The organism is bacterium (genome assembly GCA_017744355.1).
GTDB lineage: Bacteria > Cyanobacteriota > Sericytochromatia > S15B-MN24 > UBA4093 > JAGIBK01.
On record JAGIBK010000001.1, the window covers coordinates 548,613 to 574,446 of the forward strand.

Consider the following 25,834-nt stretch of genomic DNA (forward strand, 5'->3'; position numbering starts at 1 on the left):
TCAGGATGACCGGTCAGGAAGCGTGAGCGCGGTCCAGGCCGCACGCACGAGGGCGGCGTCCGGATGGTGCTCGACCAGGCGCTGGAGATGGCGGCGCGCCTCGTCGAACCGCGATTGGTTCATCAAGCCGACGCCGAGCCAGAACCCGGCATCTGGATTATCGGGTTCCTGGCGCAAAACTTTCTCGAAGCAGGCGTTGGCCGCCTCGAAAGCCCTTTGGCGTCCGCGCAGGATTCCGAGCGCGAGCAGGGACGGGACATGGACTGGCTGGGCGCGCAAGCCGCGCTCGAAAGCATCCGCTGCGGCGTCGAGCTGCTCGGCGCGGTAGAGCAGCCAGCCCATCTGGAAGAAGGGTTGGGCGTTGCCTGGCAGGAGTTCGCTGGCTTGCTGGTGCGCCTTGGCGGCCTCGTCCCACCTGCCCGCGAGCCCATAGGCGAGCCCGAGGCTCAGCCAAGCGGCCGGATCGCGCGGCGAAAGCCGGCTTGCGCGCACTAGCCAGGAGATGCCTTCGAGCAGGTTGCCTTCTGCGCAGAGCCACTCGCCGAGCGCGCGCGCCACCGGGGAGAAATCCGGCAGCTCTTGGGCGGCACGGCGCAGGTGAGCTTCGCCGGCACGGGCCTCGCCACGCTGGCGCAGCAGCTGAGCGAGCAAGAGGTGGGCGATCGCGAAGTCCGGCGCGTGCTGGACGGCGGCTTCGAGGCTCGCGCAGGCCTCGGGGATCATGCCTCTGGCTTGAAGCGCCGTCGCAAGCAGGTAATGGGCCTTGGCGCTGGCGGGATCCAGGCGGATGGCCTCGCGAAAGTGCCGTTCGGCCGTTTCGTGGTCGTCGGCGCGCTGGGCGACGAGGCCCAGAGCCAGGTGTAGGGGAGCTGAGGTGGGCGCGATCGCGAGCGCGGCCTGGTAGTGCCTGCGGGCGTTCGAAAAGTCACCGCGCGCGAACGCTTGGTGTCCTTGGTCCGTGTAGTGGGCGCAAAGGGTGCTCACAGCGCCGGGCTCTCCGCGAGGGTGGGGGCCCTTCGATCCTAAGATGCAATCAGGCGGAAGTCGAGCCCTGCGCGAGGCTCGCGTCGATCTCGGGCCACAAGTCGCGGAACTGTTCGAGCATCTCCGCGAGGGGCTGTCCCTTTCCGCGATGGATGAAGACGCCTGTCACCAAGGCTTCGGCGACCAAGGTGTCGCCCAGCCAGAACCGCTGCGCCAGCACGACCCGCTTGGTGCCCACCTCGGCGAGGCTGGTCTCCAGCACGAAGCGTTCACCGGGTTTGATCGAGCGCTTGAAGTCGATCTCGGCCCGCACCAGGACCGGGAACCAGCGACGGCGCCACAGTTCGCGTCCGAGGCCGCTGATGAGCGTGAGATGGTAGCGCCCGAGGTCCATCAGCGCCAGGTAGCGGCTGTTGTTCATGTGGCGGTTGATGTCGCAGTCGAACAGGCTGCAGCGCATGGTCAGGCGGCTGACGGGGGCGGGTGCCTGTCTCCGCTCCGTGAAGAACCAGCGGGTGAGCATGGCGGCAAGACGCAGACGGACCGTCATCATGGGCTGAGGAACCTCCTGGGCCATCGAGGGGGCACCTCATTGTAAGGCATTTCCTAACGCTATTAGACCCGCCGTCCTAAGAATTGTTCGTGATGATGGCGCTCGGATGCGCACCTCTTTGATACAATAAGGATTTGAAACGGTAACTATCAAGGCGGCTGGCAACACATGGGCAAGCGAAACGATACCTGGGCGGCGCGAGAACTTTTTTCCGAGGCTCAGGGCGAGCTTGATCCCTGGGCGGGCCGATCCTTGCAGTCCCTGCAAGAGGAGCTGCACCGGATAGAGTGCCTGAACCGGGTCTCGGAGCTGCTCGAGCAGACGCTGGACCTCGATATGATGCTCCCACGCTTGCTGCAATTGCTCCAGGACATCTTCGAGAGCGATCGCACCTGGCTCCTCTACCCTTGTGACCCCGAGATTGATGCCTTCAAGGTGCCGTTCCTGCTCACGAGGCCCGGCTTCGAGATCCCCTCCGGCGAGCAGCACGAGATCTCCCTTGGCGCGAGTGGCGCGGCTATGATGCGCGAGGCTCTCGAAACGCCGACGCCGGTGGCCCACGGGCGCAACAACCCCGTGCCATGGCAATCCGAGATGGTCTCGCTTTTCCAGATCCGCTCCCAGCTTTACACCCCAATCCGGCCGCGCCTCGGGAAGCCTTGGTTGCTGGGTCTGCACCAGTGCACCTACGACCGTAACTGGACCCCGCAAGAACAGCGCCTGTTCCGCGACATCGCCGCTCGGATGGGCGAGACCTTCAGCAATCTGCTCTACCACCAGGAGCTGAAGCGCTCGGAGGAGAAGTACCGCCAGGTCATCGAAAGCCTCAAGGAGGTTATCGTCCAGATCGACGCGGAAGGGCGTCTCCGCTTCCTCAACTCGGCCTGGTCGGACTTCACGGGGCTTCCCGTCGCGGAGGCGCTTGGGACCCCCTTCACCCGCCACCTGCATGCCAAGGATCGCCCTCGGGTCAGGCGGCGCTTGCAACAGCTCTTGACCCAAAAGACCGAGACGACTCACTTCGAGGCCCGCTTCTGCTTGCCGGACGGTTCGTATCGCTGGGGCGAGGTCCTGGCGCAAAGGGTGCAGGAAAAGGAAGGCGCTCCTGTCGGCATCTCCGCCACCGTGATCGACATCAGCGAGCGCAAGCAAGCCGAGGAAGCCCGTGCCGAGGCCCAGGCCGCCAAGGAGCTCGATCGGCTCAAGACCAACTTCGTCAACGCTGTCTCTCACGACCTGCGGACGCCACTGACCTCGATCAAGGGATACGCCGAGTTCTTATCCGAGGGCATCGCAGGCATGCTCGTGCCCGAGCAGCAGGGCTTCGTCAGGCAGATCGAACGCGGCGTCCACCGCCTCGAGCACCTGGTCAACGACCTGCTCGACTTCGCCCGCCTGGATGCGGGCACCTTCTCGCTGCGGGTGGAGGAAGCGGACTTTGCCCTCAAGGTCCGACACATCGCCGAGAGCTTCCGTCCGCTCATCGAGGATTCCGCCATCCACTTGATCCTCGAAGGGGTGGATGAGCCGCTGCCTGCGTGCATGGATCGTCAGCGCATCGGGCAGGTCCTCTCGAACCTGATCCAGAATGCGATCACTTTCACTCCGGCTGGAGGCACCCTTCGCCTGAGGGCACTGCGGGTGGGCGATGGGATTCGCTGCGAGGTCATCGATTCGGGCGAAGGGATCGCGGCCAAGGACTTGGCGAAGCTCTTCACGCGCTTCGGTCAGCTCGATAGCGGCCGTGCCAAGGGGGGGACGGGCCTCGGCCTGAGCATCAGCAAGTCGCTGATCGAGGCCCACGGCGGCAGCATCGGGGTCGTGAGCGAGCTTGGCCGCGGCAGTACCTTCTGGTTCACGATCCCGGCCCGCGAGGTCTGAAGCCTCAGGGGCTGGGCGCGTCGAACAGGTGAAGCCGCCACTGCCGAGAGAGCGCCTTGCAGACTTCGATGCCGCGCACGCTGTTGCCACGCGCGTCGAGGCGTGGCGAGAAGACGCCGATTCCCCAGCGATTGGGCACGACTGCGAGGATGCCGCCACCCACGCCGCTCTTGGCGGGGAAGCCAACCTCGTAGGCCCACTCGCCGGCGTAGTCGTACAGGCCGCAGGTGAACATGACGCTCAATAGGTCCCGCACGTGCTCTTCGTGGACGGCGCGATCGCCCGTGAGCGGGTTGATGCCCCGGTTCGCCAGGGTGGCGGCGATGACGGCGAGGTCCCGGCAGTCCACCAGCACCGCGCACTGCTGGAAGTAGAGGTCGAGCTGCTCTTCGACGCTGCCCTCGATCATGCCGAAGTTGAGCATGAGGTGGGCGATCGCGCGGTTGCGGTGCCCCGTGCTGCGCTCGGAGGTGTAGGTCGGCATGTCCACTGCGACCGGATGGCCGACGTAGCGCTGGAAGGTATCGAGCAGCCGAGAGAGGCGCTCGCTGGCCGTCGCCCCCTGGATCAGGCTCGTCATGGCGATGGCCCCGGCGTTGACCATGGGGTTGTGCGGGCGCTTGGACTTCTCGTCCAGGGAGATGATGGAGTGGAAGGCGTCCCCCGTGGGCTCCACGCCGACCCGTGAGGCGACGAACGCGCGTCCATAAGCATCGAGCGCCTGGCCGTAGACGAGGGGCTTCGAGATCGACTGGATTGTAAATTGCTGCCGGGCATCCCCAATCTCGAAGATTTCCCCTTCAGGGCTGCAGAGGGTGATGCCGAACCAATCAGGGCAGGCCTTGGCGAGCTCGGGGATGTAGGAGGCGACGTTGCCTGCGTCCAGGTCCTTGAGGGTGTCGTAGAGCGTGCGCAGGGTGGTGTCGATGTCGAAGCGCTCGGCAGGGGTCGGACGGGTAGACAGCATGGGGCCTCCTTGAGATGGGCTTTCCATTTTACCGCATGGTGACGGTGGAACGAACTCACGTCCTTAGCGATCGCTTCCGGGGGTATGCTAGGATCGCGGAACCATTGCAGGAGAGACTTGACGTGCCCCCCATTCTCAACATTTCGGCTTATCGCTTCGTGACGATCGAGGACCCGCAGGCTCTGCGGGAGCAGGCTTTGGCCGAGGCCAGCGCGCGCAACCTCAAGGGGACGGTGTTGCTTGCCGAGGAAGGCATCAACCTGTTTTTGGCGGGCACGGAAGACGCCGTGAGAGGCTGGGTTTCCTGGCTTCGCTCGGATACCCGCTTCGCTCCGATCGAGCCCAAGGAAAGCTGGAGCGAGACCGTTCCGTTTCGGCGGCTCCTGGTCAAGGTCAAGCGCGAGATCATCCGCATGAACCATCCGACGATCCGCCCGGAAGAAGGTCGCGCGCCGACCGTGAGCCCCGAGACCCTGGCCCGCTGGATCCGTGCCGGGCACGACGACGAGGGGCGCGAAGTGGTGACCCTGGATACGCGTAACGCCTTCGAGGTGGACTTTGGCGGCTTCGAGGGGGCCATCGACTGGCGCATCGAGAAGTTCAGCGACTTTCCCGAGGCGGTCGAGGCCCATCGCCGCGAGCTGGAAGGCAAGACCGTCGTGAGCTTTTGCACGGGCGGCATTCGCTGCGAGAAGGCCGCGATCTACATGCAGCGGGCCGGGATTCCGCACGTGTATCAGCTCGAAGGCGGCATCCTGAAGTACTTTGAGGAGACCGAGGCCCCGGGTTGGCGTGGCGAATGCTTCGTCTTCGATGAGCGCGAGGCGTTAGAACCTTCGTTAGCGCCGAGGCACGGAACTATCGCTTCCAATCGGAGCTGACCCCCTATCGCATGGGCCTCTTGAACCTGTAATCCGCTTCAAGCCTTGGTGGATTCACAGTTCAATTGAAAGCAAGTGTCGGTGGAAGGTCCCTCAGCTCCGGCGTAAGATGTGGACGAATCCGGAAGGAGGACGCCATGGAGTGGTTGGTGGGTCTGGCGGGGGTCTGGGTCTTCTTTCAGTGGGTGCTGCCCATCGCGGTCTTGATCGTCATCGCGTTCTTCGTCTACCGCTGGGCGCAGCGCCGCAATGAGGAGTTCGCCTCGGGCGAGCCCGACGATCGGCGGGATGTCTAGCGCTTCTCCATCACAAGGCCGCCGTTGAAGCCGACGATCCGCTCCTCCTCCAGCACCCAGGTTTCGAACTTTGGGGGGTAGACATCACGGACGAGCGCCTGCTGACGCTTCAAGTCCGCTGTGATGAGCGCGAGGCGCTCACTCCTGCCTTGGTACCGTGTGAGACCCCAGCTGCGCATCTGTACGCGCCATTGGATCACCCTGATCATCCCGGCTCCGATCGCCACCGGGCGAGCGCGCAAGATAGCCGTTTAGCTGTTGATATGGGCATGCCAGCGTGTAGTCTTAACGAAAGCCCGTCCTGGGACGTGGCGCAAGGGAGATTCGCGATGCGCAACCTGAAGAAGTGGGCCCGCCGGGGCCTTGTGGCATCTGGTATTCTTGCGCTCGGCTGTGGTGGCGGCCTCTCGGCCGCGCCCTCGCAAGCGCTCAAGGAACAGGCCGTGAGGCCTTTGAACGGCAGCTATCTCATGCAGCAGAATCTGGCCCCCGGCTCAAAGGGTACGCCCCAGCGACGCCGCTATTGCGCCGAGTGGCAGTGCGCGTTTGCCGGGGCCGATCAGCAGAGCTGGTGCCTACAGAGCTGCACCTACGACTGGGATCTCTAGTTTGGCTCGAGCACAGCGAAGTGGCACTCCAAGCGCTCTCATCAGTTATCTCACGCGCGCAAAAATCCTTAAAGTCTCAGGCGAAAAACCCCAGACTTTGAGTTGCTTGATAAGTGATACAGCAGGGGTTCGAACCCGGGACCCTTTGATTGTTAATCACTGTGTCGGGACGCCCGTTCCTGCCCAAGAGCTTTGCCACTACTTGCTCCACCCCTGCGCTCCAATCACTTAACACCCCCGCGGGTTACGATTTGGGTAACAAGACGGCCCAAAAGGGCGCTCTCGGGGGACGGGAAAGGCCAGTTCGAGGAGGTAGGATCCGACACCTGGCCGCCTCATTGGTCCACCTGCTGACGGCTCCTGTTGGGCAATAGCCAGTTTGGCCAATCCCCCGTTCCGACCGTTCCAATTCGTTCCGACTGCCCCAGGAAATAGTGGAACGACTGAAAGCCAGTCCTGGCAAGCTTCTAGGGCTTTTCGTTCCAATGTTCCAATTGTTCTAAGAAAATATATATCTATATATGGACCTCGAATATAGCCGAACCGGGGGAAGTCCCGAAATCCAATAATTCCATATTTCAGAATGCTCTTATCTGAAAAAATGTCGGAACGGTTGGAACAGTTGGAATGGCCTTGCTATGACTGGGTTTCGGACCTTTACTAAATTGGAACGGACTTGGAACGACTTGGAACAAGCCCCAGTTCCAGCTTTGGCTGATCCAGAAAGCCCAGTTCCTAGCCAGGCCCTTGCCAGACTACCTGGGTCGAACCGGATGCCGGGCCGTGGCTGTCCGGGGAGCCGCCGGGGAAGCCCAGGAGCAACCCCTGTCCCGCTCATGTCCGTAAATCCATGGAACCCGGTTGACCAACCGGGCCATGACCGTCGAAACTGCTAGTATGAGAAACCCTCGCTTGGTGGCACATGGCTTGATAATGAGGTCGCGCTATGTGGCGTGACGCGGTGGTATTGCTTCCCTTTTATGTCTCCGCCCAGCCGGCGAATAGAAGGCCGGTACTATTGCGCAAGGCTGGGAGGTCTAATGCAGGCGACTGAACCACTCAGCGTGCCGCTTGATCATCAACAGATTGCAGCGGCCAATCGGCTGCATGCCCGCCTAACACAGTGGGTGGAGGCCGATCAGGCCATTACTCTGCTCAAAGAGAAGGTGCCGGGCTTTGACGTCGCGGCCTGCGTGCTCAAGGCCACGGCCGTTAACCAGCTCTATGGGACCAACGTTTTTGCCATCAGCCGGATGGCGCGGCACATCTCCGAGGTCATGCAGGCGCCACCGGCTTCGCCCGATGAGTTCGTCAAGGCGATCGCAACCCTGTCTCATCATGGGACCGAGCGGATGCATGTAAGCTTCGCTGCAAAGTTCGCGCACTTCTTCATCGACCAACACGTATTCCTCATATATGACTCATATGCCGAAAGGATGGTCAAACATCACCTAGGCGTATCGCGCTACGCCTCAGACAAACTGAATCCCTACCGAGCCTTCGTCCGTGCGGTGGGGCAATTGAGGGCTGTGGCCTCGCTTACATGTTCAGCGGCTGAGTTAGATCGATACCTCTGGCTGGCTGGGCTATGCCGCGAATGGCGGGCGAAGGGCCCCAGGGCCCAAATAAACGCAGAAGTCCTTCAATTGCTGGAGACAAGCCGGACCACAGAAGACCCGGATGTTCTGATCCTGCTCGGTGAGACGCCCTGAGCAACCAGAGAAAGGATGCATCACATGAAGACGGTGATTACTCACCCGCCCCGCCTCTGGACACGACAAGAAATCATCGCCAAGCCCTCGCCAGTGCCACGGGAACCGGGTGTCTACGGTTGGTACTTCCGTAACCTGCCTGGCAGCGTCCACGTCGCTGATTGTCTTCGATACGATGACCTCGTCCTTGCCTATGTCGGGATCTCACCAAAGGCCCCGCCAACGAGCGGGAAGCCACCGAGCTCCCAGACGCTTCGAAGCCGGATCCGTTACCACCTGACGGGGAACTGTTATGGCTCGACTCTTAGGCTGACCCTTGGATGCTTGCTTGCAGATGACCTTGGAATTCAACTGCGTCGCGTCAGTGCGAGCGGCCGCATGACGTTCGGCCCGGGAGAACGGGTGCTCTCAGAGTGGCTCGCAGAAAATGCATACGTGACATGGTTGGTTAACCCCCGTCCATGGGAGCTGGAGGAGAGGCTCATTAGAAAACTGTCGCTTCCGCTGAATCTTGACCAGAACCAAGACCACCCGTTCTACCCTGCGCTGTCGACGATGCGCCGCGAGGCCAAGCGCCTGGCCGGTGATTTGCCCATCCTGCAAAACAAGGCCTTATAAATGCCCTTTAATACGCATTTCGTAATGCCGCCATGCACGCTCTTTACAAGGCTGTTGATAATGCTAAGAGGGTCGAAAATGGGACCTGAGATCTAACAATGTTGAGCCAAGAACGGACGAAGATCCTGAAGCTTCGCGACCTCTGCTTTGAAAGGTACCAACAGTTTGGCTTGACAAAACTTCTGGCGAAGATAAGGGAACGTAATCAATACGACGACATCAACGGCTACAACGTCCTGGTGAACAACGAATTGAGCTGTGCCTACGACCCGGATAAAGTACTTGATGAACTAGCTGCGGCATCCAAAGCCCAAACTTTCGGTAGTCCGTTCGAATCAAGGCTCGAAGGGACGCAACAAGGGATCGCTTTCGGCCTCAACCCGTATACAGACTGGGCGCTTGCGCAGCTCAAATCGACGCCTACCCATTGGCACATTTTCGTAGCAGCTGACTACTACTCAATTGGGGATCTAGATCCCGAGTCCTGGTTTGAACTTATTGAAAATCCCTTTGCACATACCGACCGGTACTGGGAAAACCTCTGGTGCTGGATTATGAGTTACTACAATGTGGAGAAACATCCTGCCGAACAACGTGGCTGGAACGCGAAGGCAACAGTCAGCTCAGCAAGCCAGTTCATTGCCAGTGGGCAACACGGCTTCATCTTCCATAACCGTATCCCATATCTGCGTCCGCCAAGTGTGAAAAGCACCGACAAGCATTGGTTGGACGGCGAGTGGAAAGGCCATGTCAGGGAACAATCGAAAGACGATTTGCTTTGCCTCTGGTCTATTCTTGAGGGCAAGAAAACCATTTACTGTACAAATCCGGATGTCAAAGATGACATTTGTGATGATGGAGTGGGTGCCGACGATGTCGTATGTTTCAGCGCCCATCCGTCCTATGGGACGTTTAGGCCGTACTATCTTCTACCAAGAGGGATTACCTTCCCTAGGGGATAGGTGAAGCTCAAAGGCTCGCATACCTTACCTGCTTGCCCCTACGAAAACCGGGTGAAGCTCACCCGCCCGCTGGACTCACAAAATCAGCGTCCAATGCTTGGGGGCAGGTCAAAAGGACTTTGACGCGAACAGTGGTGTTTTATCTGGCTTTTCTACTTCGACTGAAGTAGAAAAGCCATCGATTTTAAATGCTCGGCAACCTATTCAACAAATTCAAAGTACGTCACATTTGTACCATTGACGCTTTCAGTTGTTCGGCGCAACGCCCCGGTTGGCCCGCCCGTTCCGGAGGTAGAACCAATACTGAAGTTATCGAGGGTTTTCCTAATGGTCTCCGAAGAATACGCGCCTTTTGCATGTCGGACATTGTGTTTTCGAATCCACTCGTAGTATTCAAGTCGAGTAAATTTTTTTGGAAGTAACCCCTCCTCAACGGCGTCCCGCAACTTATGAATGAGGCTTCCACCTGATCGGGGTCTAAGAACTCGGGCCGAAGCAGGAGAAAGTTGGGAAGTTCGCTGCGGGTTCGCGATATCATTATTCTGGATGATAGCATCGAGCACCTCAAAGCTATCTGCTGCATTAATGATCCATCGGCCAGTTGTTTTGTTGATAGTCCCAGAGACTCTGACCATTCTGCGATTTCCATGCGCAAACATTGCCTTCTGGTAATCATCTTCACTGACGTAGGCTGTAATAATCCTGCTTCTCGTCCCTAAGTCCGGATCACTAAAAGAAACTCGTACTCTTCGACGGCCACTACCTTCTCGAGCACCGGGGATCCGACTTCTGTCATGGCACTCCAAAACACCACCCGTAACCGTGCCAAATTCCTCGAAATCTTTTTTGATAGCGTCAGCGGCAGCCCAAAGATACTGAGCACTCTCCTCACATAGACGAGGGCTTGCAACTTCTAATGAACTTTCAATTTTATTAGAAAGATTAACTGAAAAATCGACATCAAAATCAGTAAGTTCCTCACAGAACTCTGCAAAAATCTTACATAAATTGGCATCAAATCCATCAGCTGTATTGTTTATTAGAGCGGAAGGGTTTTGATTATTTGTTGCTCTTTCCGCATAGGATAGCCCGCGCATGATGCGCTCAATTGCTTTTCTGTTAATAATCGCTTGCTCATCTGTCTGACTGTTAACAGGCGATATAACATCAATGCAATAGCTTCCAACTCGAGAGTGAGCAAGTCTAAAGGGTGCAATTTCCGACGGCTTCTCTGATGTATCTCGCTCGAATTCGGACGCAACATCAATAGCTTTTGCTAATTGAGCAAGTATCGACGATGCAACGCGGAGATCAGGCAAGCCGCCAAATCGCTCTGCTGAGGTACGGAGTCGCGAAGTAAGGACATCACTTTGGTCGTTGTGTGCCTTGGCTATTGTTGCTAAGAGCTCTCTAGGAGATTTTTCTTCGAATTCAGCTAAAGATTCGATTGCATCAGCCATTCGTAAAAAATAATCAGAATAGGTGGGATCTAATGGGACAGCGACCTCAAAAAGACCCTTTAGCGAGTTATTACGAAACAAGGCAATTTGACCCTTCACTCGGTCAATCTTTTGCCAACCTGAGGACACTAGGTATCCAACGAGTTCCAACGGATTAACGGAAGTTACCAAGTCTTCTGGAATCCCCTTATAGGCCACGGTCAAGCTCCTCCTGAAAAGATGCATTAATCATCATTTGTTTCAGAGTCGAGGAGGTAAAACGGTTGTTTCGTTGTATAACTATCGATTGCGTGTGAGTGTTTGAGCTATCAGAAAGACCTTTTAGCTTTGCCCAATACGCACACCTCTTTGCAATTAAGGCATCGTCCGTCATGGTAAGCCATTCATCTTTTAGTAGAGGAAGTGTTACTACAACCAATAGTCTCGGCGCCATCGAATGGCTGCGAAGGTCGTTATAGTTCTTTATAGGCAGTTGGAATGAAAATGAAGTTTCCGTTTCAAACGGATCGCAGGCTGTAGCCTTAAGTTGAACTTGAATTATTGGTGAAGTTAATATCGAGTCTTCAAGAAGAAGACCACGAGCCGAAATTACAGCATCGATACTGTCTCGGTCTTTTACCGGTCTGTCACAGCTATACCCCGCATGTGCGGCAATTGCGTGGACAAACGCGTAGCTCAATTCCTCTTTGATATCGTTTTCTGTGAGCATCCAGGATGGCCGATATACCTTGCGATGGCGGGCGGATGAATTATATCTATCTTACACAAACCTCCATTCATCATACTCACTTCATCGACCACATCTCTTAAATTAGAATACGTGTTCTATATGTTTGAAACAGTTAGATTATCTTTATCAGAGCCTCTATCGCCGAACAAATACCTGCTCGATAGGCTCATCCCCGATGGTGATTATCAGGACCAGTCGCCGGTAGCCGCACACATCCCTGGATCCGCCTTATGCTAACTTCTCTTGGCTCTCTGTTTCCCGCGGGTAACGCCACAGCAAAGCGGGCCTAAGGCCAAAATCCCAAGACCCACTCTCTTCCTAAGAGAGATTGCCGGGATTCGAGAAGCCGACCAACCCCTTGGCGTCAGAATCCTACCAACGAATACCTCTAATTCAGCCCACTTGCTCTAGTGCATCAAACTGTCTCTCGTCTGCAAATACTAGAATGTATAGGGTGCGGCGATCCATGGGCTCGCGATAGCCGTCGATGAACTTGTAGGCTGCCTCTCGGCTGCGCCGGGAAAATAACTGGAATGGCTCGTCCGAAACTCGAACGCAGTACCAGTTGTCGTAGGTTAGCTTGAAGTAGGTACCCGATGCATCCCACACATCGCCACCCAGCACCGCCACATCCGTTCCGGCCAGAGCATCCAAAACAGCCTTAGCATTCGGCCGATCCCAGCCCGCTTCATGGGCTCCTAAGGGGATCAAAGCCCCCTCGGCAAGAACATCATCGAGGATCTCGAGTGGAAGGTTTAGGACGTTATCATGCGACATAGGAGCACCCGCGGCCGCTGAGTGTTTGGGCCTCTACAGCAAGTAATAAGCCACTGTAAGAACCCCAAAACAGTGTATTGGCCCGCTAGGACTTCTTGAGATTCTTCGGTAATTTCTGCAACGTTTTCGCCCTCTTTTCCTGCAAGAGCTTTTTGGCATGGATTGTGCATACCCACTGCCTTTCGACCTGCCGTACAGCCAAATTCAGACAAGGGCGTGGTCTCGTGGTTAGTGTATCAGTTACCAAATAGCTACATTGCATGGTATTCCTCCGACATTGGGAAATTGGCAATAAGCCGAGAATTGTTGAAACGGAGAGCTATTTCTAATTCTAGGCCGGCCGACTTTGAGAATCTAGTTTCGTTACTGTGAGCCGTGGAGATTCAAACCCCTGGATCGTATTGTCTATCCCTCGAACGAGTACGTAAATTGCATTTCCAAGCGCCAAAAGTTCAGGAAAGCCGCCTGAAGGAAGTCGATACACAGCCACGTTTATCAACGAATACGCGAAAGATATCTCTAGTATTCCATAGTAATACTTGGATATTCGTCGAAAGAGATAGAGCAAAATTCCGGTGCAAGCTAGGATGGCAGCACTTTGGTTGGGGAATGCGGACACTAAATGCTGCAGCGTTCGCAAGCCGTCTTGGAGAAGAAACTCAAGCCCGTGCGTGAACACTAATGATAGGCATAGGCAAAGGAGGATGGCCGTTGTTCTCAGGTAGAGGTAGCGCCGAAGATCTCTCTCAAGTCCTACCGGGTCGGTCTTGGACCGTTCTGCCAAGTGGCCTAGTATTCGTGCATATTCCTGAAGTCTACGACGCCTACTCATAACAAATTCCTGCCCATCGTGGCCAAGCCCAACTTGTGAAATTGGTCCTTCTCGGACTGATGCGGCATCTTACGCTTTGCTTGGACATGGCTTGGTTGTTTCATGTCAATTCTATTCCCCGGACAGGGGCCATTCATGGCCTTTCCACTAGACACCCGTTACCCACGGGTAACACCAAAGCAAAAGTGGGCCCCGAGCTAAAAGCCCAAGACCCACTCCATGCCTAAGTGAGACAGCCGGGGTTCGAACCCGGGACCCTCTGATTAAAAGTCAGATGCTCTACCGGCTGAGCTACTGTCTCACGGTGAGGCACCAATTTAGCATGGCGCGCGAGGTAGCGTCAACCGAGCGTGTCCAAAGCCGCAAAACTGCTATCATGGCCGGATACGGCAAGCGATGCTGCGAGGAGAATAGCCTTGACCATGTTGACCCGATCGGTCGCCGAGACCTACCACGAACTGACCAAGTATTCTCCAGAATCTATCCAGCGTCCGAACAAGATCGACTGGAATCACCCGCCTGACCAGGTGAAATACTACGCCACGGGCGACGTGGTGGACCTCTCGCATTACCTGACGCTGCTCGAGCGCCCGCGTACGCCTTCTGCTACCTTGCTCGCCGCGCAGATGGGGGCCGACGAGGTCTCGCTCGCTCAGCTTTCGCACTTGCTCTACCTCACCAACGGGGTAACGGCGGTCCTGCCCCATCCTCAGCGCGACTTCATGATGCGCGCGGCACCCTCGGCGGGCGGTCTCTATCCGACCGAACTGTACGTTGTGAGTCGCGGCTATCCCGGCCTCCCGGACGGTGCTTACAACTTTCAGGTGCGGGACCACTCGCTGCTCGCCTTCTGGCCCGGCGATCACATGGCGCGCCTTCAGCAAGCTTGCTTCGGGCATCCTGCTCTCGCGGAAGCGGACCTCGCAATCGTCGCTTCCTCGGTCTTCTTCCGGAGCGCCTGGCGCTACCAGGACCGGGCCTATCGCCGGATTTGTCTCGACACCGGTCACGTCCTCGGCAATCTGGAGATGGCAGCCCCTTGGTTCGATCGCATCGCGCTGCCCATCGGTGGCTTCTTCGATGATGAGCTGAACGAGCTGTTCTTCTTTGAGCGCGGAAGCGAAGAGGCTCTTGCCGTCATCGCTCTGCCGCGCCGCGATCGCATCACCTCCGCGATGCTGGCAGCGCCTACGGCGCTCGCTTCCGAAGTCGAGCTTGGGGCTTCCTCGCTGCCGGAAGGTTATCGCCTGAGCGCCTTGCATGAGGCTTCTAAACTGCACGCATTGCCCGGTGGTCTTCCCGAGGCGCCGCAGCCTATGGACGAGGAGTCCAAGGAGCGCTACCCCTTCGCCGTGGCCGAGCCCTTGCAGGGGCTCCCCATCGACTGGGAGCAGGGGATCTCGGATGCGATGATCCAGCGTCGTTCGACTCGCGCCTTCAGCGGGGCGGCTCTGAGTCGCCTGGAGCTTGCCACCCTGCTCGATTTCACCTATCGGCCCGATTGCTCGGATGATCCGCGCATCAACGCCGACCCGCGCTATTTCGACGCCACCATGCTCGGGACCTACGTCGCGGTGAATGACGTCGCGGGCCTGGAGCCCGGTTGTTACCACTACCATCCTGGTCGTCGAGAGCTTCGCCAGATCCGCTTCAAGAACCTGAGCGAAGAGGTGCAGTACCTCTGCCTCGGTCAGGAGCTCGGCGGGAAGGCGAGCGCTGTGGTCTTCCATACCGCGAACCTGCCTGCGGCCATCGAGCGGTACGGTGAGCGCGCCTATCGCTACCTGCACCTGGATGCGGGGCACCTCGGCCAGCGCCTCAACGTCGCGTCCATGCAGATGGGGATCGGCGTCAGCGGCATTGGCGGTTTCTTCGACGACGAAGTCAACGAGCTGCTGGGGATTCCTGAGAGCGAGGCGGTGGTATATATTACAACGCTTGGTCGTCCTGCTGAGCACTAGTCCGGCGGGGTAAGAGGAGAGCCATTCATGGCGAATGACGGGGCTGGCAAGGGCTTTTTCAGCAACCTTTTCGACAAGGTGAAGGCGGGCATGGCGCCTGTGCCTCAGCAGCCTGCTCCCAAGCCTCCGGTCCCCCGGGCTCCCCAGAATCCTAGCTCCACCTTCGTGCGCAACACGGGCCCCCTGAACGCAACCCCGGCGACGGGCCCGCTTAGGACGCCGCCGATTACCCGGACGCCCGAAGAGCTCGCCGAAGAATCCCAAATGCGCCAGGCCTTTATCATGGCTTACCTGAAGGATCCTGACGTGGTGCCCGAGTTCCGCGACCCGAAGTACGTCTACAAGGTCGTCTCGGACGAGCGCAGCTACCAGACGCAGGAGGTGGCGAAGCTCGAAGAGAAGCTGCGGCTCTTCCTGCAATCGGCCGATCCCGCCTTCCTGATGCCCGGAGAGGACGAAGTGCCGGCCATGGAGCTTGGGCCCGACGGAGAGCCTTCGCCCGAGGCAATGGCCTTGATCGAGCGTATCGAGGCGAAGCAAGCCTTCCTGGCCCAGCGCGAGGAAATCGAGGCGGAGATTCAGAAGATCCGTGACTTCCAGACCAAGCTCTTCCTGATCCTCAAGAACGTAACGGGCATCAAGAAGAAGACGGGCGGCACCGGCTTCCTCACGCCGCCGCCTGGCGTCTAGGCGCAAAGGTTTCAACAAGAGATAGCACCCCAAACAGGGCCGCAGAACTATCGCTCCGCTGCTTCCGCGATTTTCCTTTGGCTTGGTTGGCCATTCCTGCGCGGCGCGTAGGGGCGTAAGGTGGTGCTTGTAAGCTTGTCGAATGAGAGGAGCTGTCAATGCCCGACCACTCCCCCCTGCTGGCGCTCACCTTCATGCTGATCCTCGGAGCCGCAGGCTGTGCCTCTGGGCCCGCGCCGATCCCCTTCAAGGATGCTCCCTTGGCGTCATCCCCGGTCGAAGCGACCGTTACGCCGCAAGATACCTTGAGATCGGTCCTGGCGGCTCTGGATCCGACCCCCAGCGCGCTGCGTCAGAACGTCGCCTTGCCGTTTACGGGGGACCTCGACAATCCGGTGGTGATCATCAAGGACGGCCGTTACCATCCCTACTACACCCATGTTCACATGGGCGGCACCGTGACCTGGGTCAACGAGGACCGGACGACGCAATCGGTGACCTCGCCGGTTCCCGGGGCGGTCACCCGGCAGGGGGACTGGGGCGGGGTCCTGGCGCCCGGCGAGCGCTACACCATGACCTTCAATCGCGCCGTTGGCACCTTCACCTACTACTCGACCTTCAACCCCAACCAGCATGGGAACATCATCGTGGTCGGCACCCAGAAGTAAAAAAAACATGCAAGAAAAAGCCCTCGCAATTGCGAGGGCTTTTTCGAGAGTGGAGACGAGGGGAATCGAACCCCTGACCTCTTGAATGCCATTCAAGCGCTCTACCAACTGAGCTACGTCCCCGTGGACACTATTCAATTTGAGTGGAGACGAGGGGAATCGAACCCCTGACCTCTTGAATGCCATTCAAGCGCTCTACCAACTGAGCTACGTCCCCGGATTAAAGACCGGTTAATTATCGGGTGTCTTCCGCAGAAGACTTGTTTATATTAACCAAACCTGGCGGGCCTGTCAATACCAAACCGGCCCCCAAGAGAGCCGGTTTGAGCGGTTTTCAGAAAATGGGCCTTAAAATTTTTGGGTGGTGACGGCCCCGTGCTGGATCCCTTCGGATGCGAGGTAAGCCACGACTTGCTCGATGGCATCCTCTTCGTACAACGCGCGGACCAGGCGCTGGAAAGGCCCCTGTGGCGTTTGGGTGGTCACCAAAAAATGGTCCCCGACCAAGTCGCTCGGACGAAACATCCGATCACCCCCTTCGGCGAAACGAGCAGGATCCCCTAAACGTGCCGTCTGTGCTAGAATCGTACCCTGATTATCGGCTTATTAACGGCATCCTCCCCGTCTGGCGAGAGTTTTAGTGAGCAATCCCCCACAGCCGTCCAGGATTTCCAACCCTTCCGTCCCGATGACGCCCATGCGGCTCATCGGGCTCATGCATGGCCTCTTCGGCAAGCTCGCGGTCCGCGGAGACCTGGGGGGCGTGCTCAAGGAGTTCCTGCTGGAGCTCGGCGAGTCCCTCGGGGCGACGGGGGGCTTCTTGCTATCGGCCACCGACCCGACGAATCTGCGCTTGTTGGCCGACGTGGGGCCCGTCTTCCAGGAAGACGCCCACGACGCCGAGGTGATCCGGGCCTTCTACAACGAGATCTTCCACCACCAGCGCCCGTCACTCGCCGTGGGCAGTAGCCGGGATGCGACCTGCCTCATCGGGGTGCCGCTCGTCAGCGACGAGCGCCTGATCGGGGGGATGGTCTTCTTCAGGGCCGAGGGCCAGACGCCGTTCACCCTGGAGGACATGCCGCTCTTGGGTGTCGTGGCGCTGCCTCTGGCGATTCACCTCGAGAACGTCGAGATCAGCCGCGTGAACCTGACGCGCCGGGCCGAGCTGGAAGCGGTCCTTTCGAGCATGGTGGACGGCCTGCTCGTGGTGGACTCCTGGGGGCTCGTCGTCTCGTTCAACGAGGCCTTCAAGCAACTCGCGGGCCTCTCGGCCGCCGAGCTCTACACCTTGTACTGGGATGATCTGGTCGAGACCAGCGAGCGCAACTCCACCGTCTTCGAGTCCTTCAATGCCGCCTTGCGGGAGGGGGAGCGCTTCAATGCCCGCTGTGCCGCGCTCATGCGGCAGTCGAACGGCAAGGCGATCCCTGTCTCCATCAGCTTCACGACCATTGTGGAGCCCTCGGGCCGGATCACGGGCGGGGTGCTCTCGGTGCGCGACGTGACCATCGAGACCCAGATCGATCGGATGAAGGACGAGTTCGTCTCGACCGTCTCCCACGAGCTGCGGACGCCGATCACCTCCATCTCAGGCTTCGTCGAGATGATGATGGCTCGCGAGATTCCCCGCGCCGATCAGTTGCCGCTCTTGGAGGTCATCCACAGCGAGGCCGGGCGGCTGGGACGGCTCATCAACGATATGCTGGACCTCTCCAAGATCCAGTCGAACCGTCTGAGCTTGCAGCTCAAGAAGTTCCGGCTGGAAACGCTGCTCAAGAGCGTCATTCGCCCCTTCGAGGTGCAGCACGCCCAGAGTCATCGCATCGCGCTGACGATCGACCCGCAGCGCGGCATGCTCCTTGCGGACTACGATCGCCTCGCCCAGGTGATGGTCAACCTGGTCTCCAACGCCGTGAAGTACTCGCCGGAAGGCGGGCTCATCCAGGTATCGGCCCAGAAGCTGCGCGATCGCTGGGTGATCGAGGTGCGCGACGAGGGGATCGGCATCCCCGAGGATTCGTTGCCGCACGTCTTCGATCGCTTCTACCGGGTCAACGAGAACCAGACCTCGGGCTCGGGCCTCGGCCTGTTCATCACCAAGGAAATCGTCGAGCGGCACGGGGGCACCATCGGCATCGAGAGTCGGCTCAACGAGGGCACGACCTTCCGGGTGACCCTGCCTGCGATCGCAAAGGCCCAGCCGACGGTCAAGCCGGTCAAGACGCGATCGCAATCCGCCCGCGCGGGTGGCTAAGCCTCGGCTTCACGCTCCAGCCAGAGGGTGACGGGGCCGTCGTTCAAGATCTCGACCTGCATGTTGGCCCCGAAGCGCCCAGTTTCCACTTTCACGCCTTGCGAGCGCAAGGCCTGCACGAACGCCTCGTAGAGGGGAATTGCCGCCTCAGGCGGGGCCGCGTCGGTGAAGCTCGGGCGCCGGCCCTTGCGGGCGTCCGCGTAGAGCGTGAACTGAGAAACGACCAGTAACTCTCCGCCGACATCAACAAGCGATCGGTTCATCTTGCCTTCGTCGTCCTCGAACAGCCTCAGTTCCAGGATCTTCTTGGCGAGCCAGTCCACCTCGGCCTTGGTGTCGCTGTGGGTAATCCCGACCAGGATGACGTAGCCTCGTGCGATGGCACCCGTCACCTCGCCTTCGATGGTGACGCTGCCTTTCGATACCCGTTGGATGAGCGCTCGCATGTTTTTCCTTCGTCGTGATCAGCGCAGGGTCTCGAACCCTGTGAATTCTCCGGTGCCTTCGAGCCACTGGCACTCCACTTGATCTACCCGTGCGGCGGGCGGGCCATCGTGGCAGAAGGCGATCAGCTGTTCCAGCGTCTCGGCGGGGCCCTCGGCGGTCAACTCGACCCGGCCGTCCGACAGGTTGCGGACCCAGCCGCTCAGGCCCAGGGTGCTTGCGACCTGCGTGGTGCTCTGGCGGTAGTAGACGCCCTGAACGCGCCCGCTGATGAGGAGATGAATCCGAGGCATGGTCCCTCCACGGCTTTGGATTGCCAGTTCTTACTCATGATTTAACGCATTTTTCGTCATTCGAAAACCGATAGGAATTGGAGGTACCACGACCCGGAGGAAACCCATGGCCATCAATGTCGCCCTTGCTCCCCGCATCCTGACGCGCGAGCCCGTGACGCCCATCCGTCCCGAAGTCCCGATGGGCGAGACGAAAATCGACAAGGCAAAGGCCTATCTCCAGATCGTGCAAGAGCGCCTGCTCGCCGCGAGAGCCCCCGGCAAGGGCCTGGGCCTCAACACCATCGCCTCCGAGAAGAGCACCAACAAGATCACCGACAAGCGCGATCGCAACCCGGACGAGATCCGCATCCCGGTGAGCGGGATCTACAAGGACAGCCAGGGCCGCTATCAGGTCGAGGACATCGCGAACCCCGATTCTCCCGATGGCGCCTGGGATCCCCGCCGGTACGCGCCCAACTTCCACTTCGATGACCGCGAAGACTCCTATCCGGTGCGACCGGGCTTCGACGGGGATCAGCTCGGCTCGACCGACCCGCGCAACTACCTGCACGGACAGGTGGGCGGCGCTCAGCCCCTGGAAATGAGCTTTTCGGTCTCAAAGAAGGGCGAATACTACGTTCTGCAGTACAGCAGCTACTACGTGGACAACAAGATGGCCTCCGAGTACCACGACGGGGACTGGAGCACCGTTTCGGTCTACCTCAAGCCGGGTAAGGACGGGAAGCTTGCCCCGGCCTACATGTACACTTCCTGGCACTGGGGTGGCATCATGACCCCATGGGAGGACTTGCAGAAGGATGCGGGCGGCAACCCCAGCGTCATGATCGGCCGGGGAAGCCATGCGGTGACCCCCGTCGGCAGGGGCATGAAGGTGCCCGATGACCGGGGCCTGGTCGTGAAGGCCGACGGCACCATGGCCAAGCGCGGTTCGGCGGCGAGCATTCCCAACACCCTCCACTACAACTCACCCCAAGGCAACATCCTCGGAGCCGAACGCCTCGGCACCGGGACCGGTCAGGAGCGATACGCCATGGACGTCTATTACGGCGCGCGAGATGAGCAGCGGAATCCCTATCACCCCATCCTCTTCAAGAATCCCAAGTCCTCGTCCGAGAAGTACGCGGGCCTCTTCGGGGGGCGTAGCTAATGATCGAGGCTAAGGTCGAAGGGGGCGAAGAGCACACGAACCTGGAGTTCAAGGCCCGCGTGCGGGATCTCGCCGCGTTCCACGCGGCGGCTGCGCGCCTGGGCGCCCAGGACGCCGGAGTGCTCGTGCAGGTGGATACCTACTTCAAGGTGCCCCAGGGCCGCCTGAAGCTGCGCGAGATCAACGGCACCGACGCGATGTTGATCTACTACGATCGCTCGGAAGATGCTGCCCAGCGCTGGAGCCACTTCCGGGTCGCCAAGGTGGTCGAGCCCGAGGGGATGAAGGCCGTCCTGTCGAGTGCGAACGGTCTACGTGGGGTGGTCGCCAAGCACCGGCACCTGTACCTGTGGCAGGACTGCCGCATCCACCTGGATCAGGTCGAGGGGCTGGGCGATTTCATCGAGTTCGAGGTGCTCTCCGAGGGTGTCGCCTGTAGCGACTGGGACCGGATGGAGGCCCTGATGACCGTCTTCGGCTTGCGCGATACTGACGCCATTCAGGCCTCATACTCCGACTTGCTTGGCCTTTGAACCGGCCACGAGGCTGCGCGCCATGGCGAGATAGGCTTCCAGCACCCCTTCGAGGCGTTGCCGGTTGGCCGCATCCTTGAGCTGTCCCTGCGCATCGAAGGCCTCGTGTGCGCTCGCCAGCGAGAACATCTCGGGATAGACGATCGTCTTCAGGGCCTCGAGCGGAATCCGCAGCGCCCAGAGGCCGCGGTTGCCGCCCGCCACGGATGGCGAGGCGGAGAGCAGCAGGCCGCTTTTGCCTTCGAGGGGCACGGGCATCGCGCGCGAAATCCAGTCGATGGCGTTCTTGAGCGGGCCGGGAATCGAGTAGTTGTACTCGGGCGATGCGATGATCAGGCCGTCGCTAGCAGCAATTCGTTTGACGAGCTCGACGGCACCCGCCGGCAAGCCGCTGCGCTCCTCGATATCCCCGTCGTAGAGGGGCATATCGAACGCGTGGAAGTTCACCAAGTCCACTTCAGCGCCCCGTGCGCGCGCCATCTCGGCGACGAGGGTGATGAGCTTGCGATTGAGCGAAGGGGTGCGGAGAGACGCCGCAAAGGCCAATAGTTTCATCGCGCATGGTCCTCTCGATTCGACGAGAGCACCATACGCGATGAGGGGCGGGGCGATGAAGCGGCGTGCGCTGGTTACGAGGCTTTCAGAGCGGAGACGAGCAGCAGGATCCAGCCCGCGAGGAAGAGTAGCCCGCCGATGGGGGTGATGGCCCCGAGCCAGCGAATGCCGCTCAGCGAGAGGGCGTAGAGGCTGCCCGAGAAGACGACGGTGCCGAGCGCGAAGCACCAGCCCGCACCGACCCAGGGGCCCTGGGGGAAGCGCTGGGCGGCGAAGACGACGGCGATCAGCGCGAAGGCGTGGAGCATTTGGTACTGGACACCCGTTTCCCAGACGCGAAGCAGGTCGGGGGTGAGCTTGCCTCTGAGGCCGTGGGTGCCGAAGGCCCCGAGGGCCACGCCGAGAAAGCCGCTGATGCTGGCGAGGGCGAAGAAGAGCCGATCCATCTTGATTCTCCTATTCCATGGTAGCCTGTTGTCGTGATTTTCAGAAAGGATTCCGCTTCATGCACAAGTTCGTGACTGCCGTTGCGCTGGTTTCCCTCTCGCTGGTCGGCTGCGCCAAGGTCGACGAGACGATCAACCGGTTCCAGCGCGACTGGGATGCTTCGCCCAAGACCGTGACCTTGTACAGCATACAGGGCGAAATCGTCAAAACCTACGACATCGGCCGGTCCAAGGTGACCCGCGCGGAAGTCGGTGGGGACTACATCTACTTCTACGCTAACGGCAAGTATGTGCAGACCAACTTGCCCTACGTGGTCGAGAGCAAGTAGCAAGCGCTTAGGCCTGGGCGAGGATCCAGCTGCGCACGTCATCCGGGACCGGCATCACCGAGAGGCGGCTCATCCGCACCAGGTCGAACTGGTCCCAACCCGCCGCCTTGACCTGGGCGAGCGTCACGGGGCGATCGAGGCGCCGCACCGGGGCGAGGTCGACCTTGATCGACTTGCCCGTCGCGTCGGTTTCGTCGGGGATCGGGCCGGTCAGCGCCTTGGCGACGCCGACGATCTGGCGCTCTTTGCCCGAGTGGTAGATGAAGAGTTCGTCGTCGGGAGCGATCGCCCGCAGGTGGCGCTGCGCCAGGGCGTTGCGCACGCCGTCCCAGCCGGTGCGGCCATCGCGCTCCAGGTCGTCGAAGCTGTAGGTCTCGGGCTCGGTCTTCAAGAGATAGGTGGCCATCGGGGTTCCTCGTGTCTTAGGGATCGGAGCAGTCGCGCTTGAAACCGCAGGACTGACAGATGAGCTTGCAGTGCAGATCGAGCATGGTCGTGCCGCACAGGTCGCAGTGGTAGGTGCGCGGGGGCGTGGTCGGCGTGGATTCGGGGGGCATGGGGCTTCCTCAGAACTTGATTTGGGGCAGGACGGTGCCCGTCAGGGCGCTGTCCGTGGCCTCGTCGGTCTCATCCGTCGCGGGAGGCGGCGAGCCCTGTGCGTTTCCGCCCGCCTTGGTAGGCACGGTGCAGGCAGCGAGCAGGATGCCGGTGGCGATCGCAAGGAGCACGCGCTGCGCGGGATGGATCGTCGGACGAACAGGGCGCATGGAGCGGCTCCTTTCCTGAGCGAGGGGCCTGCCGTTCGGGTGAATCATACCAGCCACGGCGCGCTTGAACAATTGCCCGCATGGCTGGCCCTGGGGCCCCTTCCTCTGATATGCTGAACCGAACGGGGCTACTCGCTCCGCTCGAATCATCTTCCTGACGCTCACGAAAGGGATTAGCCATGGCGGATGTCGCACTTCAGGTCTTGAACTACATGCACGGCAAGTATGGTCCTAACAAGCCCGTCGGCGCTGCCCTGCAGCACGAGGGGCGAGGCGTTCCCCGCCATGCCAAGGTCGATCTGATCACGCGTTTCGGGCGTGATATGGCCCTGGGCAAGGCCCTCGCGGCCTACCAGGAAAAGGCGCCCCAGTAAGCTTCGCTCGATTAAGGAGAAACAAGTGGATCAGCAGGAAATGGACCTTCCCGAAGACATCATCACGATGGTCGACGAGGACGGCAACGAAGAGGACTTCGTGGTGATCGACATCGTCGAGATCCACGGCAAGCAGTACGCCCTGCTCGCCAAGGCCGAAGAGGCCGAGGCCGAGGAGGCCAACGTCCTCATCATGCGCCTCGAGAACGAGACCCTCGTCAACATCGATGACGAGGAGGAGTTCAACCACGTGGTCGCGCACCTCGAAGGCCACGCGCACGCGTAACCTTCCAAGGTCCAAGCGAACGCCCCCCGCGAATCCGCGGGGGGCGTTCGTGCTATTTGCCGTACTTCTCGGCGAGGTAGGGGAGAATCTTCTCCTCGTCGTCGAGCATGACGTCGCCGTCGACCAGGACCGGCACCGTCCACTGCTTCGAGACCTCGAAGACCTCCTGGCGCTTGGAGCGCTCGCGGGGCACGTTGATGTTGATGTAGGTGATTTCGAGGTCGCTCAGCGCCTCGCGCACCATCTTGCAGTAGGGGCAGGACTCGAACTGGTACAGCTTCATCATGGGAGGGGGTATCCTTTCTGGGTGGCAGGTGGCTAGCGGCGCTCGCCCTGTGATGCGAGTGCCTCGAATGCACAAGTCTCGTCCGTGTCGTTGTAACCCGCAGGGACGAGAACCGATGGCACCCTGGCCCTTGCGCGGATCTGGTTCAGGATGTCCTCGGCGGGATAGGTCCAGATCTCGGAGAGCGTCGGGTGAAGGTGCGGAACGAGCAGGAACTGCTCGATGGTCGCTCTTAGCGTTATCGCACAAGCAATCTCATGAATCAACTCGGCGCCTTCTGGGCCCACGACGGTGCCTCCCAGGATCTCGCCGCTGCGCGGGTCCGCGATCAGCTTGACGAAGCCGTCCGTCTCGCCCAGGATCTCGGCCTTGCCGTGCTCCGAGAAGGGGTAGCGCCCGACGACCACCTCCCGCCCTATCTCCCGGGCTTCGGCCTCCGAGAGCCCGACCCGCGCCATGTTGGGCTCGGTGTAGGCGGCCGAGACGAAGAGGTGCTCGGGGCTGGGGCGGGCGGCGCACCCTCGCAGGGAGTTGCGAGCGGCGAGCTCACCTTCGGCGATCGCCGTGTGCACCAAGAAGGAGCCCCCCGTCACGTCCCCTGCGGCGTAGATGGCGGGGTTCGTCGTGCGCAGGCAGCGATCGAGCACCAGCCGGCGCCCCTGCATCTCGACCCCGGCCTTCTCGAGATCGAGCGATCGCACGTTCGGCTCGCGTCCCGTGGCGACCAGGATCGACTCGGCCTCGACCGTGCGAGGCCCCTCGGTCGGATGCTCGAAGTACAGGCGCTTGCGATCGCCTCGGCCCTCGACCTTGACGGCCTTGACCCCGACGTGGATCGCTACTGCTTCGCGTCGCAGGCGCCGGGTGATGACCTCGGACACCTCGGGGTCCTCCCGAGAGACAAGCCGGGGGGCCGCCTCCACGATGGTCACCTGGGTGCCTAGGCGTGCGAAGAACTGCCCGAGCTCCAGCGCGATCACCCCGCCCCCGATGATGATCAAGGACGCCGGCAGTGTATCGAGCTTGAGGGCAGCGTCGCTGAGCAGGTAGCCGCATTCGGCGAGGCCCGGGATGCGCGGCACCGTGGGGGTCGAGCCCAACGCGAGGACGAAGCGAGGGGCCGTGAGACGCCGCTCGCCCACCACGAGGGTCGTGCGATCCACGAAGCGGGCTTCCCCACAGATGAACTCGGTGTTCTGGAGCTCGGCGATGCTCTCGGCGCGGTGCGCGGCGAAGCCCTCGACGAGGTGATTCTTCCGGGCCATCACGGCGGCGAAATCCACCAGGACCGGTCCCGTCTGGATGCCGAACTCCTTGGCGGTTCGTGCCTGGTGCGCCACGTTGGAGGACTGGATCAGCGCTTTCGAGGGCATGCACCCGTCCAGGATGCACAAGCCGCCGAGCGGCCCCTTATCCACCAAGCCCACGCGCGCCCCCAGCTCCTCGGTCGCGACGCGCGCTGCCGCGTAGCCGGCGCTGCCCGCCCCGATGATGAGCAGATCGAACTCAGCCATGGCCGTCCCTCCTCGCGCTC

Annotated in this window: 31 protein-coding genes and 3 tRNA genes; 16 read left to right on the forward strand and 18 right to left on the reverse strand. The window is 60.2% G+C overall.

Annotated features, from left to right (window positions below; genetic code table 11):
• Nucleotides 1-984 (reverse strand): tetratricopeptide repeat protein, encoded by a 984-nt coding sequence (locus J7643_02630; GenBank protein MBO9539469.1) that lies wholly within the window; start codon nt 982-984, stop codon nt 1-3.
• A gap of 49 nt (nt 985-1,033) precedes the next feature.
• Nucleotides 1,034-1,537 carry an acyl-CoA thioesterase gene (locus tag J7643_02635; protein ID MBO9539470.1) on the reverse strand — a complete coding sequence of 168 codons (504 nt, stop codon included), beginning with the start codon at nt 1,535-1,537 and terminating at the stop codon, nt 1,034-1,036.
• A gap of 168 nt (nt 1,538-1,705) precedes the next feature.
• Here J7643_02635 and J7643_02640 point away from each other — a divergent pair, with 168 nt between their 5' ends.
• Nucleotides 1,706-3,418, forward strand: coding sequence for a PAS domain S-box protein (locus J7643_02640; GenBank protein ID MBO9539471.1), 1,713 nt, complete (start codon nt 1,706-1,708; stop codon nt 3,416-3,418).
• Between the two features lie 4 nt (nt 3,419-3,422).
• Here the strand turns inward: J7643_02640 and glsA are convergent, their stop codons facing one another.
• Entirely contained in the window at nt 3,423-4,385 is a 963-nt protein-coding gene (gene glsA, locus J7643_02645) for a glutaminase A (GenBank protein MBO9539472.1), read from the reverse strand.
• A gap of 122 nt (nt 4,386-4,507) precedes the next feature.
• Here glsA and J7643_02650 point away from each other — a divergent pair, with 122 nt between their 5' ends.
• Nucleotides 4,508-5,266, forward strand: coding sequence for a sulfurtransferase (locus J7643_02650; protein ID MBO9539473.1), 759 nt, complete (start codon nt 4,508-4,510; stop codon nt 5,264-5,266).
• 137 nt (nt 5,267-5,403) lie between these two features.
• Nucleotides 5,404-5,562, forward strand: coding sequence for a hypothetical protein (locus J7643_02655; protein ID MBO9539474.1), 159 nt, complete (start codon nt 5,404-5,406; stop codon nt 5,560-5,562).
• On the opposite strand, the gene J7643_02660 is transcribed toward J7643_02655, so the two are convergent.
• Nucleotides 5,559-5,762, reverse strand: coding sequence for a hypothetical protein (locus J7643_02660; GenBank protein ID MBO9539475.1), 204 nt, complete (start codon nt 5,760-5,762; stop codon nt 5,559-5,561). The genes J7643_02655 and J7643_02660 overlap by 4 nt on opposite strands.
• Nucleotides 5,763-5,891: 129 nt before the next feature.
• On the opposite strand from J7643_02660, the gene J7643_02665 reads away from it, so the two are divergent.
• From J7643_02665 to J7643_02680, 4 genes are all read left to right on the forward strand, one after another.
• Complete coding sequence (locus tag J7643_02665) at nt 5,892-6,170, forward strand: hypothetical protein (protein MBO9539476.1); 279 nt, start codon at nt 5,892-5,894, stop codon at nt 6,168-6,170.
• A 1,040-nt stretch (nt 6,171-7,210) separates the two neighbouring features.
• Nucleotides 7,211-7,882 (forward strand): hypothetical protein, encoded by a 672-nt coding sequence (locus tag J7643_02670; protein MBO9539477.1) that lies wholly within the window; start codon nt 7,211-7,213, stop codon nt 7,880-7,882.
• A 15-nt stretch (nt 7,883-7,897) separates the two neighbouring features.
• The gene (locus tag J7643_02675; GenBank protein MBO9539478.1) at nt 7,898-8,500 is read left to right on the forward strand and encodes a hypothetical protein; all 603 of its coding nucleotides are present in this window, start codon (nt 7,898-7,900) and stop codon (nt 8,498-8,500) included.
• Nucleotides 8,501-8,598: 98 nt separating this feature from the next.
• Nucleotides 8,599-9,462, forward strand: coding sequence for a hypothetical protein (locus J7643_02680; protein MBO9539479.1), 864 nt, complete (start codon nt 8,599-8,601; stop codon nt 9,460-9,462).
• Nucleotides 9,463-9,662: 200 nt separating this feature from the next.
• Here the strand turns inward: J7643_02680 and J7643_02685 are convergent, their stop codons facing one another.
• The 4 genes from J7643_02685 to J7643_02700 all read right to left on the reverse strand — a co-directional run bounded on the left by J7643_02685 (nt 9,663) and on the right by J7643_02700 (nt 13,562).
• A complete protein-coding gene (locus J7643_02685; protein MBO9539480.1) occupies nt 9,663-11,120 on the reverse strand; it encodes a hypothetical protein in 1,458 nt (485 codons plus the stop codon).
• The gene (locus tag J7643_02690; protein MBO9539481.1) at nt 11,110-11,601 is read right to left on the reverse strand and encodes a DUF4365 domain-containing protein; all 492 of its coding nucleotides are present in this window, start codon (nt 11,599-11,601) and stop codon (nt 11,110-11,112) included. Before J7643_02690 ends, J7643_02685 begins: the two co-directional genes overlap by 11 nt.
• 444 nt (nt 11,602-12,045) lie before the next feature.
• Complete coding sequence (locus tag J7643_02695) at nt 12,046-12,429, reverse strand: hypothetical protein (GenBank protein MBO9539482.1); 384 nt, start codon at nt 12,427-12,429, stop codon at nt 12,046-12,048.
• Nucleotides 12,430-13,489: 1,060 nt separating this feature from the next.
• Nucleotides 13,490-13,562: transfer RNA gene (locus J7643_02700), tRNA-Lys, on the reverse strand.
• A gap of 115 nt (nt 13,563-13,677) precedes the next feature.
• On the opposite strand from J7643_02700, the gene J7643_02705 reads away from it, so the two are divergent.
• From J7643_02705 to J7643_02715, 3 genes are all read left to right on the forward strand, one after another.
• Complete coding sequence (locus J7643_02705; GenBank protein ID MBO9539483.1) at nt 13,678-15,222, forward strand: SagB/ThcOx family dehydrogenase; 1,545 nt, start codon at nt 13,678-13,680, stop codon at nt 15,220-15,222.
• A 27-nt stretch (nt 15,223-15,249) separates the two neighbouring features.
• Entirely contained in the window at nt 15,250-15,912 is a 663-nt protein-coding gene (locus tag J7643_02710; GenBank protein ID MBO9539484.1) for a hypothetical protein, read from the forward strand.
• A gap of 158 nt (nt 15,913-16,070) precedes the next feature.
• Nucleotides 16,071-16,580 carry a cupredoxin domain-containing protein gene (locus J7643_02715; GenBank protein ID MBO9539485.1) on the forward strand — a complete coding sequence of 170 codons (510 nt, stop codon included), beginning with the start codon at nt 16,071-16,073 and terminating at the stop codon, nt 16,578-16,580.
• A 50-nt stretch (nt 16,581-16,630) separates the two neighbouring features.
• Here J7643_02715 and J7643_02720 read toward each other — a convergent pair.
• Together J7643_02720 and J7643_02725 are read right to left on the reverse strand one after the other, a co-directional pair.
• Nucleotides 16,631-16,703, reverse strand: a tRNA-Ala gene (locus tag J7643_02720).
• A 21-nt stretch (nt 16,704-16,724) separates the two neighbouring features.
• Nucleotides 16,725-16,797 (reverse strand) — tRNA-Ala (locus J7643_02725).
• 480 nt (nt 16,798-17,277) lie between these two features.
• On the opposite strand from J7643_02725, the gene J7643_02730 reads away from it, so the two are divergent.
• On the forward strand, nt 17,278-18,837 hold the full coding sequence (locus J7643_02730; GenBank protein MBO9539486.1) for a PAS domain S-box protein: 1,560 nt from the start codon (nt 17,278-17,280) through the stop codon (nt 18,835-18,837).
• Here the strand turns inward: J7643_02730 and dtd are convergent.
• The gene (dtd, locus tag J7643_02735) at nt 18,834-19,283 is read right to left on the reverse strand and encodes a D-tyrosyl-tRNA(Tyr) deacylase (protein MBO9539487.1); all 450 of its coding nucleotides are present in this window, start codon (nt 19,281-19,283) and stop codon (nt 18,834-18,836) included. The two genes, J7643_02730 and dtd, sit on opposite strands and share 4 nt — an antisense overlap.
• 18 nt (nt 19,284-19,301) lie before the next feature.
• Complete coding sequence (locus J7643_02740; protein ID MBO9539488.1) at nt 19,302-19,574, reverse strand: acylphosphatase; 273 nt, start codon at nt 19,572-19,574, stop codon at nt 19,302-19,304.
• A gap of 106 nt (nt 19,575-19,680) precedes the next feature.
• Here J7643_02740 and J7643_02745 point away from each other — a divergent pair, with 106 nt between their 5' ends.
• Together J7643_02745 and J7643_02750 are read left to right on the forward strand one after the other, a co-directional pair.
• Nucleotides 19,681-20,724, forward strand: a complete 1,044-nt coding sequence (locus J7643_02745; protein ID MBO9539489.1) for a hypothetical protein — start codon at nt 19,681-19,683, stop codon at nt 20,722-20,724.
• A complete protein-coding gene (locus J7643_02750) occupies nt 20,724-21,257 on the forward strand; it encodes a class IV adenylate cyclase (protein ID MBO9539490.1) in 534 nt (177 codons plus the stop codon). The genes J7643_02745 and J7643_02750 overlap by 1 nt, the downstream gene beginning before the upstream one ends.
• Here the strand turns inward: J7643_02750 and J7643_02755 are convergent.
• Both J7643_02755 and J7643_02760 read right to left on the reverse strand, forming a co-directional pair.
• On the reverse strand, nt 21,231-21,812 hold the full coding sequence (locus tag J7643_02755) for an NAD(P)H-dependent oxidoreductase (GenBank protein ID MBO9539491.1): 582 nt from the start codon (nt 21,810-21,812) through the stop codon (nt 21,231-21,233). The two genes, J7643_02750 and J7643_02755, sit on opposite strands and share 27 nt — an antisense overlap.
• Nucleotides 21,813-21,886: 74 nt before the next feature.
• The gene (locus tag J7643_02760) at nt 21,887-22,258 is read right to left on the reverse strand and encodes a DUF423 domain-containing protein (GenBank protein ID MBO9539492.1); all 372 of its coding nucleotides are present in this window, start codon (nt 22,256-22,258) and stop codon (nt 21,887-21,889) included.
• A 59-nt stretch (nt 22,259-22,317) separates the two neighbouring features.
• Between J7643_02760 and J7643_02765 the strand changes: the two genes are divergently transcribed.
• Nucleotides 22,318-22,587: a hypothetical protein gene (locus J7643_02765; GenBank protein MBO9539493.1), complete on the forward strand. Its 270-nt coding sequence runs from the start codon at nt 22,318-22,320 to the stop codon at nt 22,585-22,587.
• Between the two features lie 7 nt (nt 22,588-22,594).
• Here J7643_02765 and J7643_02770 read toward each other — a convergent pair whose 3' ends face one another.
• Entirely contained in the window at nt 22,595-22,993 is a 399-nt protein-coding gene (locus J7643_02770; protein ID MBO9539494.1) for an EVE domain-containing protein, read from the reverse strand.
• A 160-nt stretch (nt 22,994-23,153) separates the two neighbouring features.
• A complete protein-coding gene (locus tag J7643_02775; GenBank protein ID MBO9539495.1) occupies nt 23,154-23,354 on the reverse strand; it encodes a hypothetical protein in 201 nt (66 codons plus the stop codon).
• 179 nt (nt 23,355-23,533) lie between these two features.
• On the opposite strand from J7643_02775, the gene J7643_02780 reads away from it, so the two are divergent.
• Nucleotides 23,534-23,728: a hypothetical protein gene (locus J7643_02780; protein ID MBO9539496.1), complete on the forward strand. Its 195-nt coding sequence runs from the start codon at nt 23,534-23,536 to the stop codon at nt 23,726-23,728.
• A 40-nt stretch (nt 23,729-23,768) separates the two neighbouring features.
• Nucleotides 23,769-24,014 carry a DUF1292 domain-containing protein gene (locus tag J7643_02785; protein MBO9539497.1) on the forward strand — a complete coding sequence of 82 codons (246 nt, stop codon included), beginning with the start codon at nt 23,769-23,771 and terminating at the stop codon, nt 24,012-24,014.
• A 52-nt stretch (nt 24,015-24,066) separates the two neighbouring features.
• On the opposite strand, the gene J7643_02790 is transcribed toward J7643_02785, so the two are convergent.
• Together J7643_02790 and J7643_02795 are read right to left on the reverse strand one after the other, a co-directional pair.
• Nucleotides 24,067-24,297: a glutathione S-transferase N-terminal domain-containing protein gene (locus J7643_02790; GenBank protein MBO9539498.1), complete on the reverse strand. Its 231-nt coding sequence runs from the start codon at nt 24,295-24,297 to the stop codon at nt 24,067-24,069.
• Nucleotides 24,298-24,332: 35 nt separating this feature from the next.
• Nucleotides 24,333-25,814, reverse strand: coding sequence for a dihydrolipoyl dehydrogenase (locus J7643_02795; protein MBO9539499.1), 1,482 nt, complete (start codon nt 25,812-25,814; stop codon nt 24,333-24,335).
• Between the last annotated feature and the right edge of the window lie 20 nt (nt 25,815-25,834).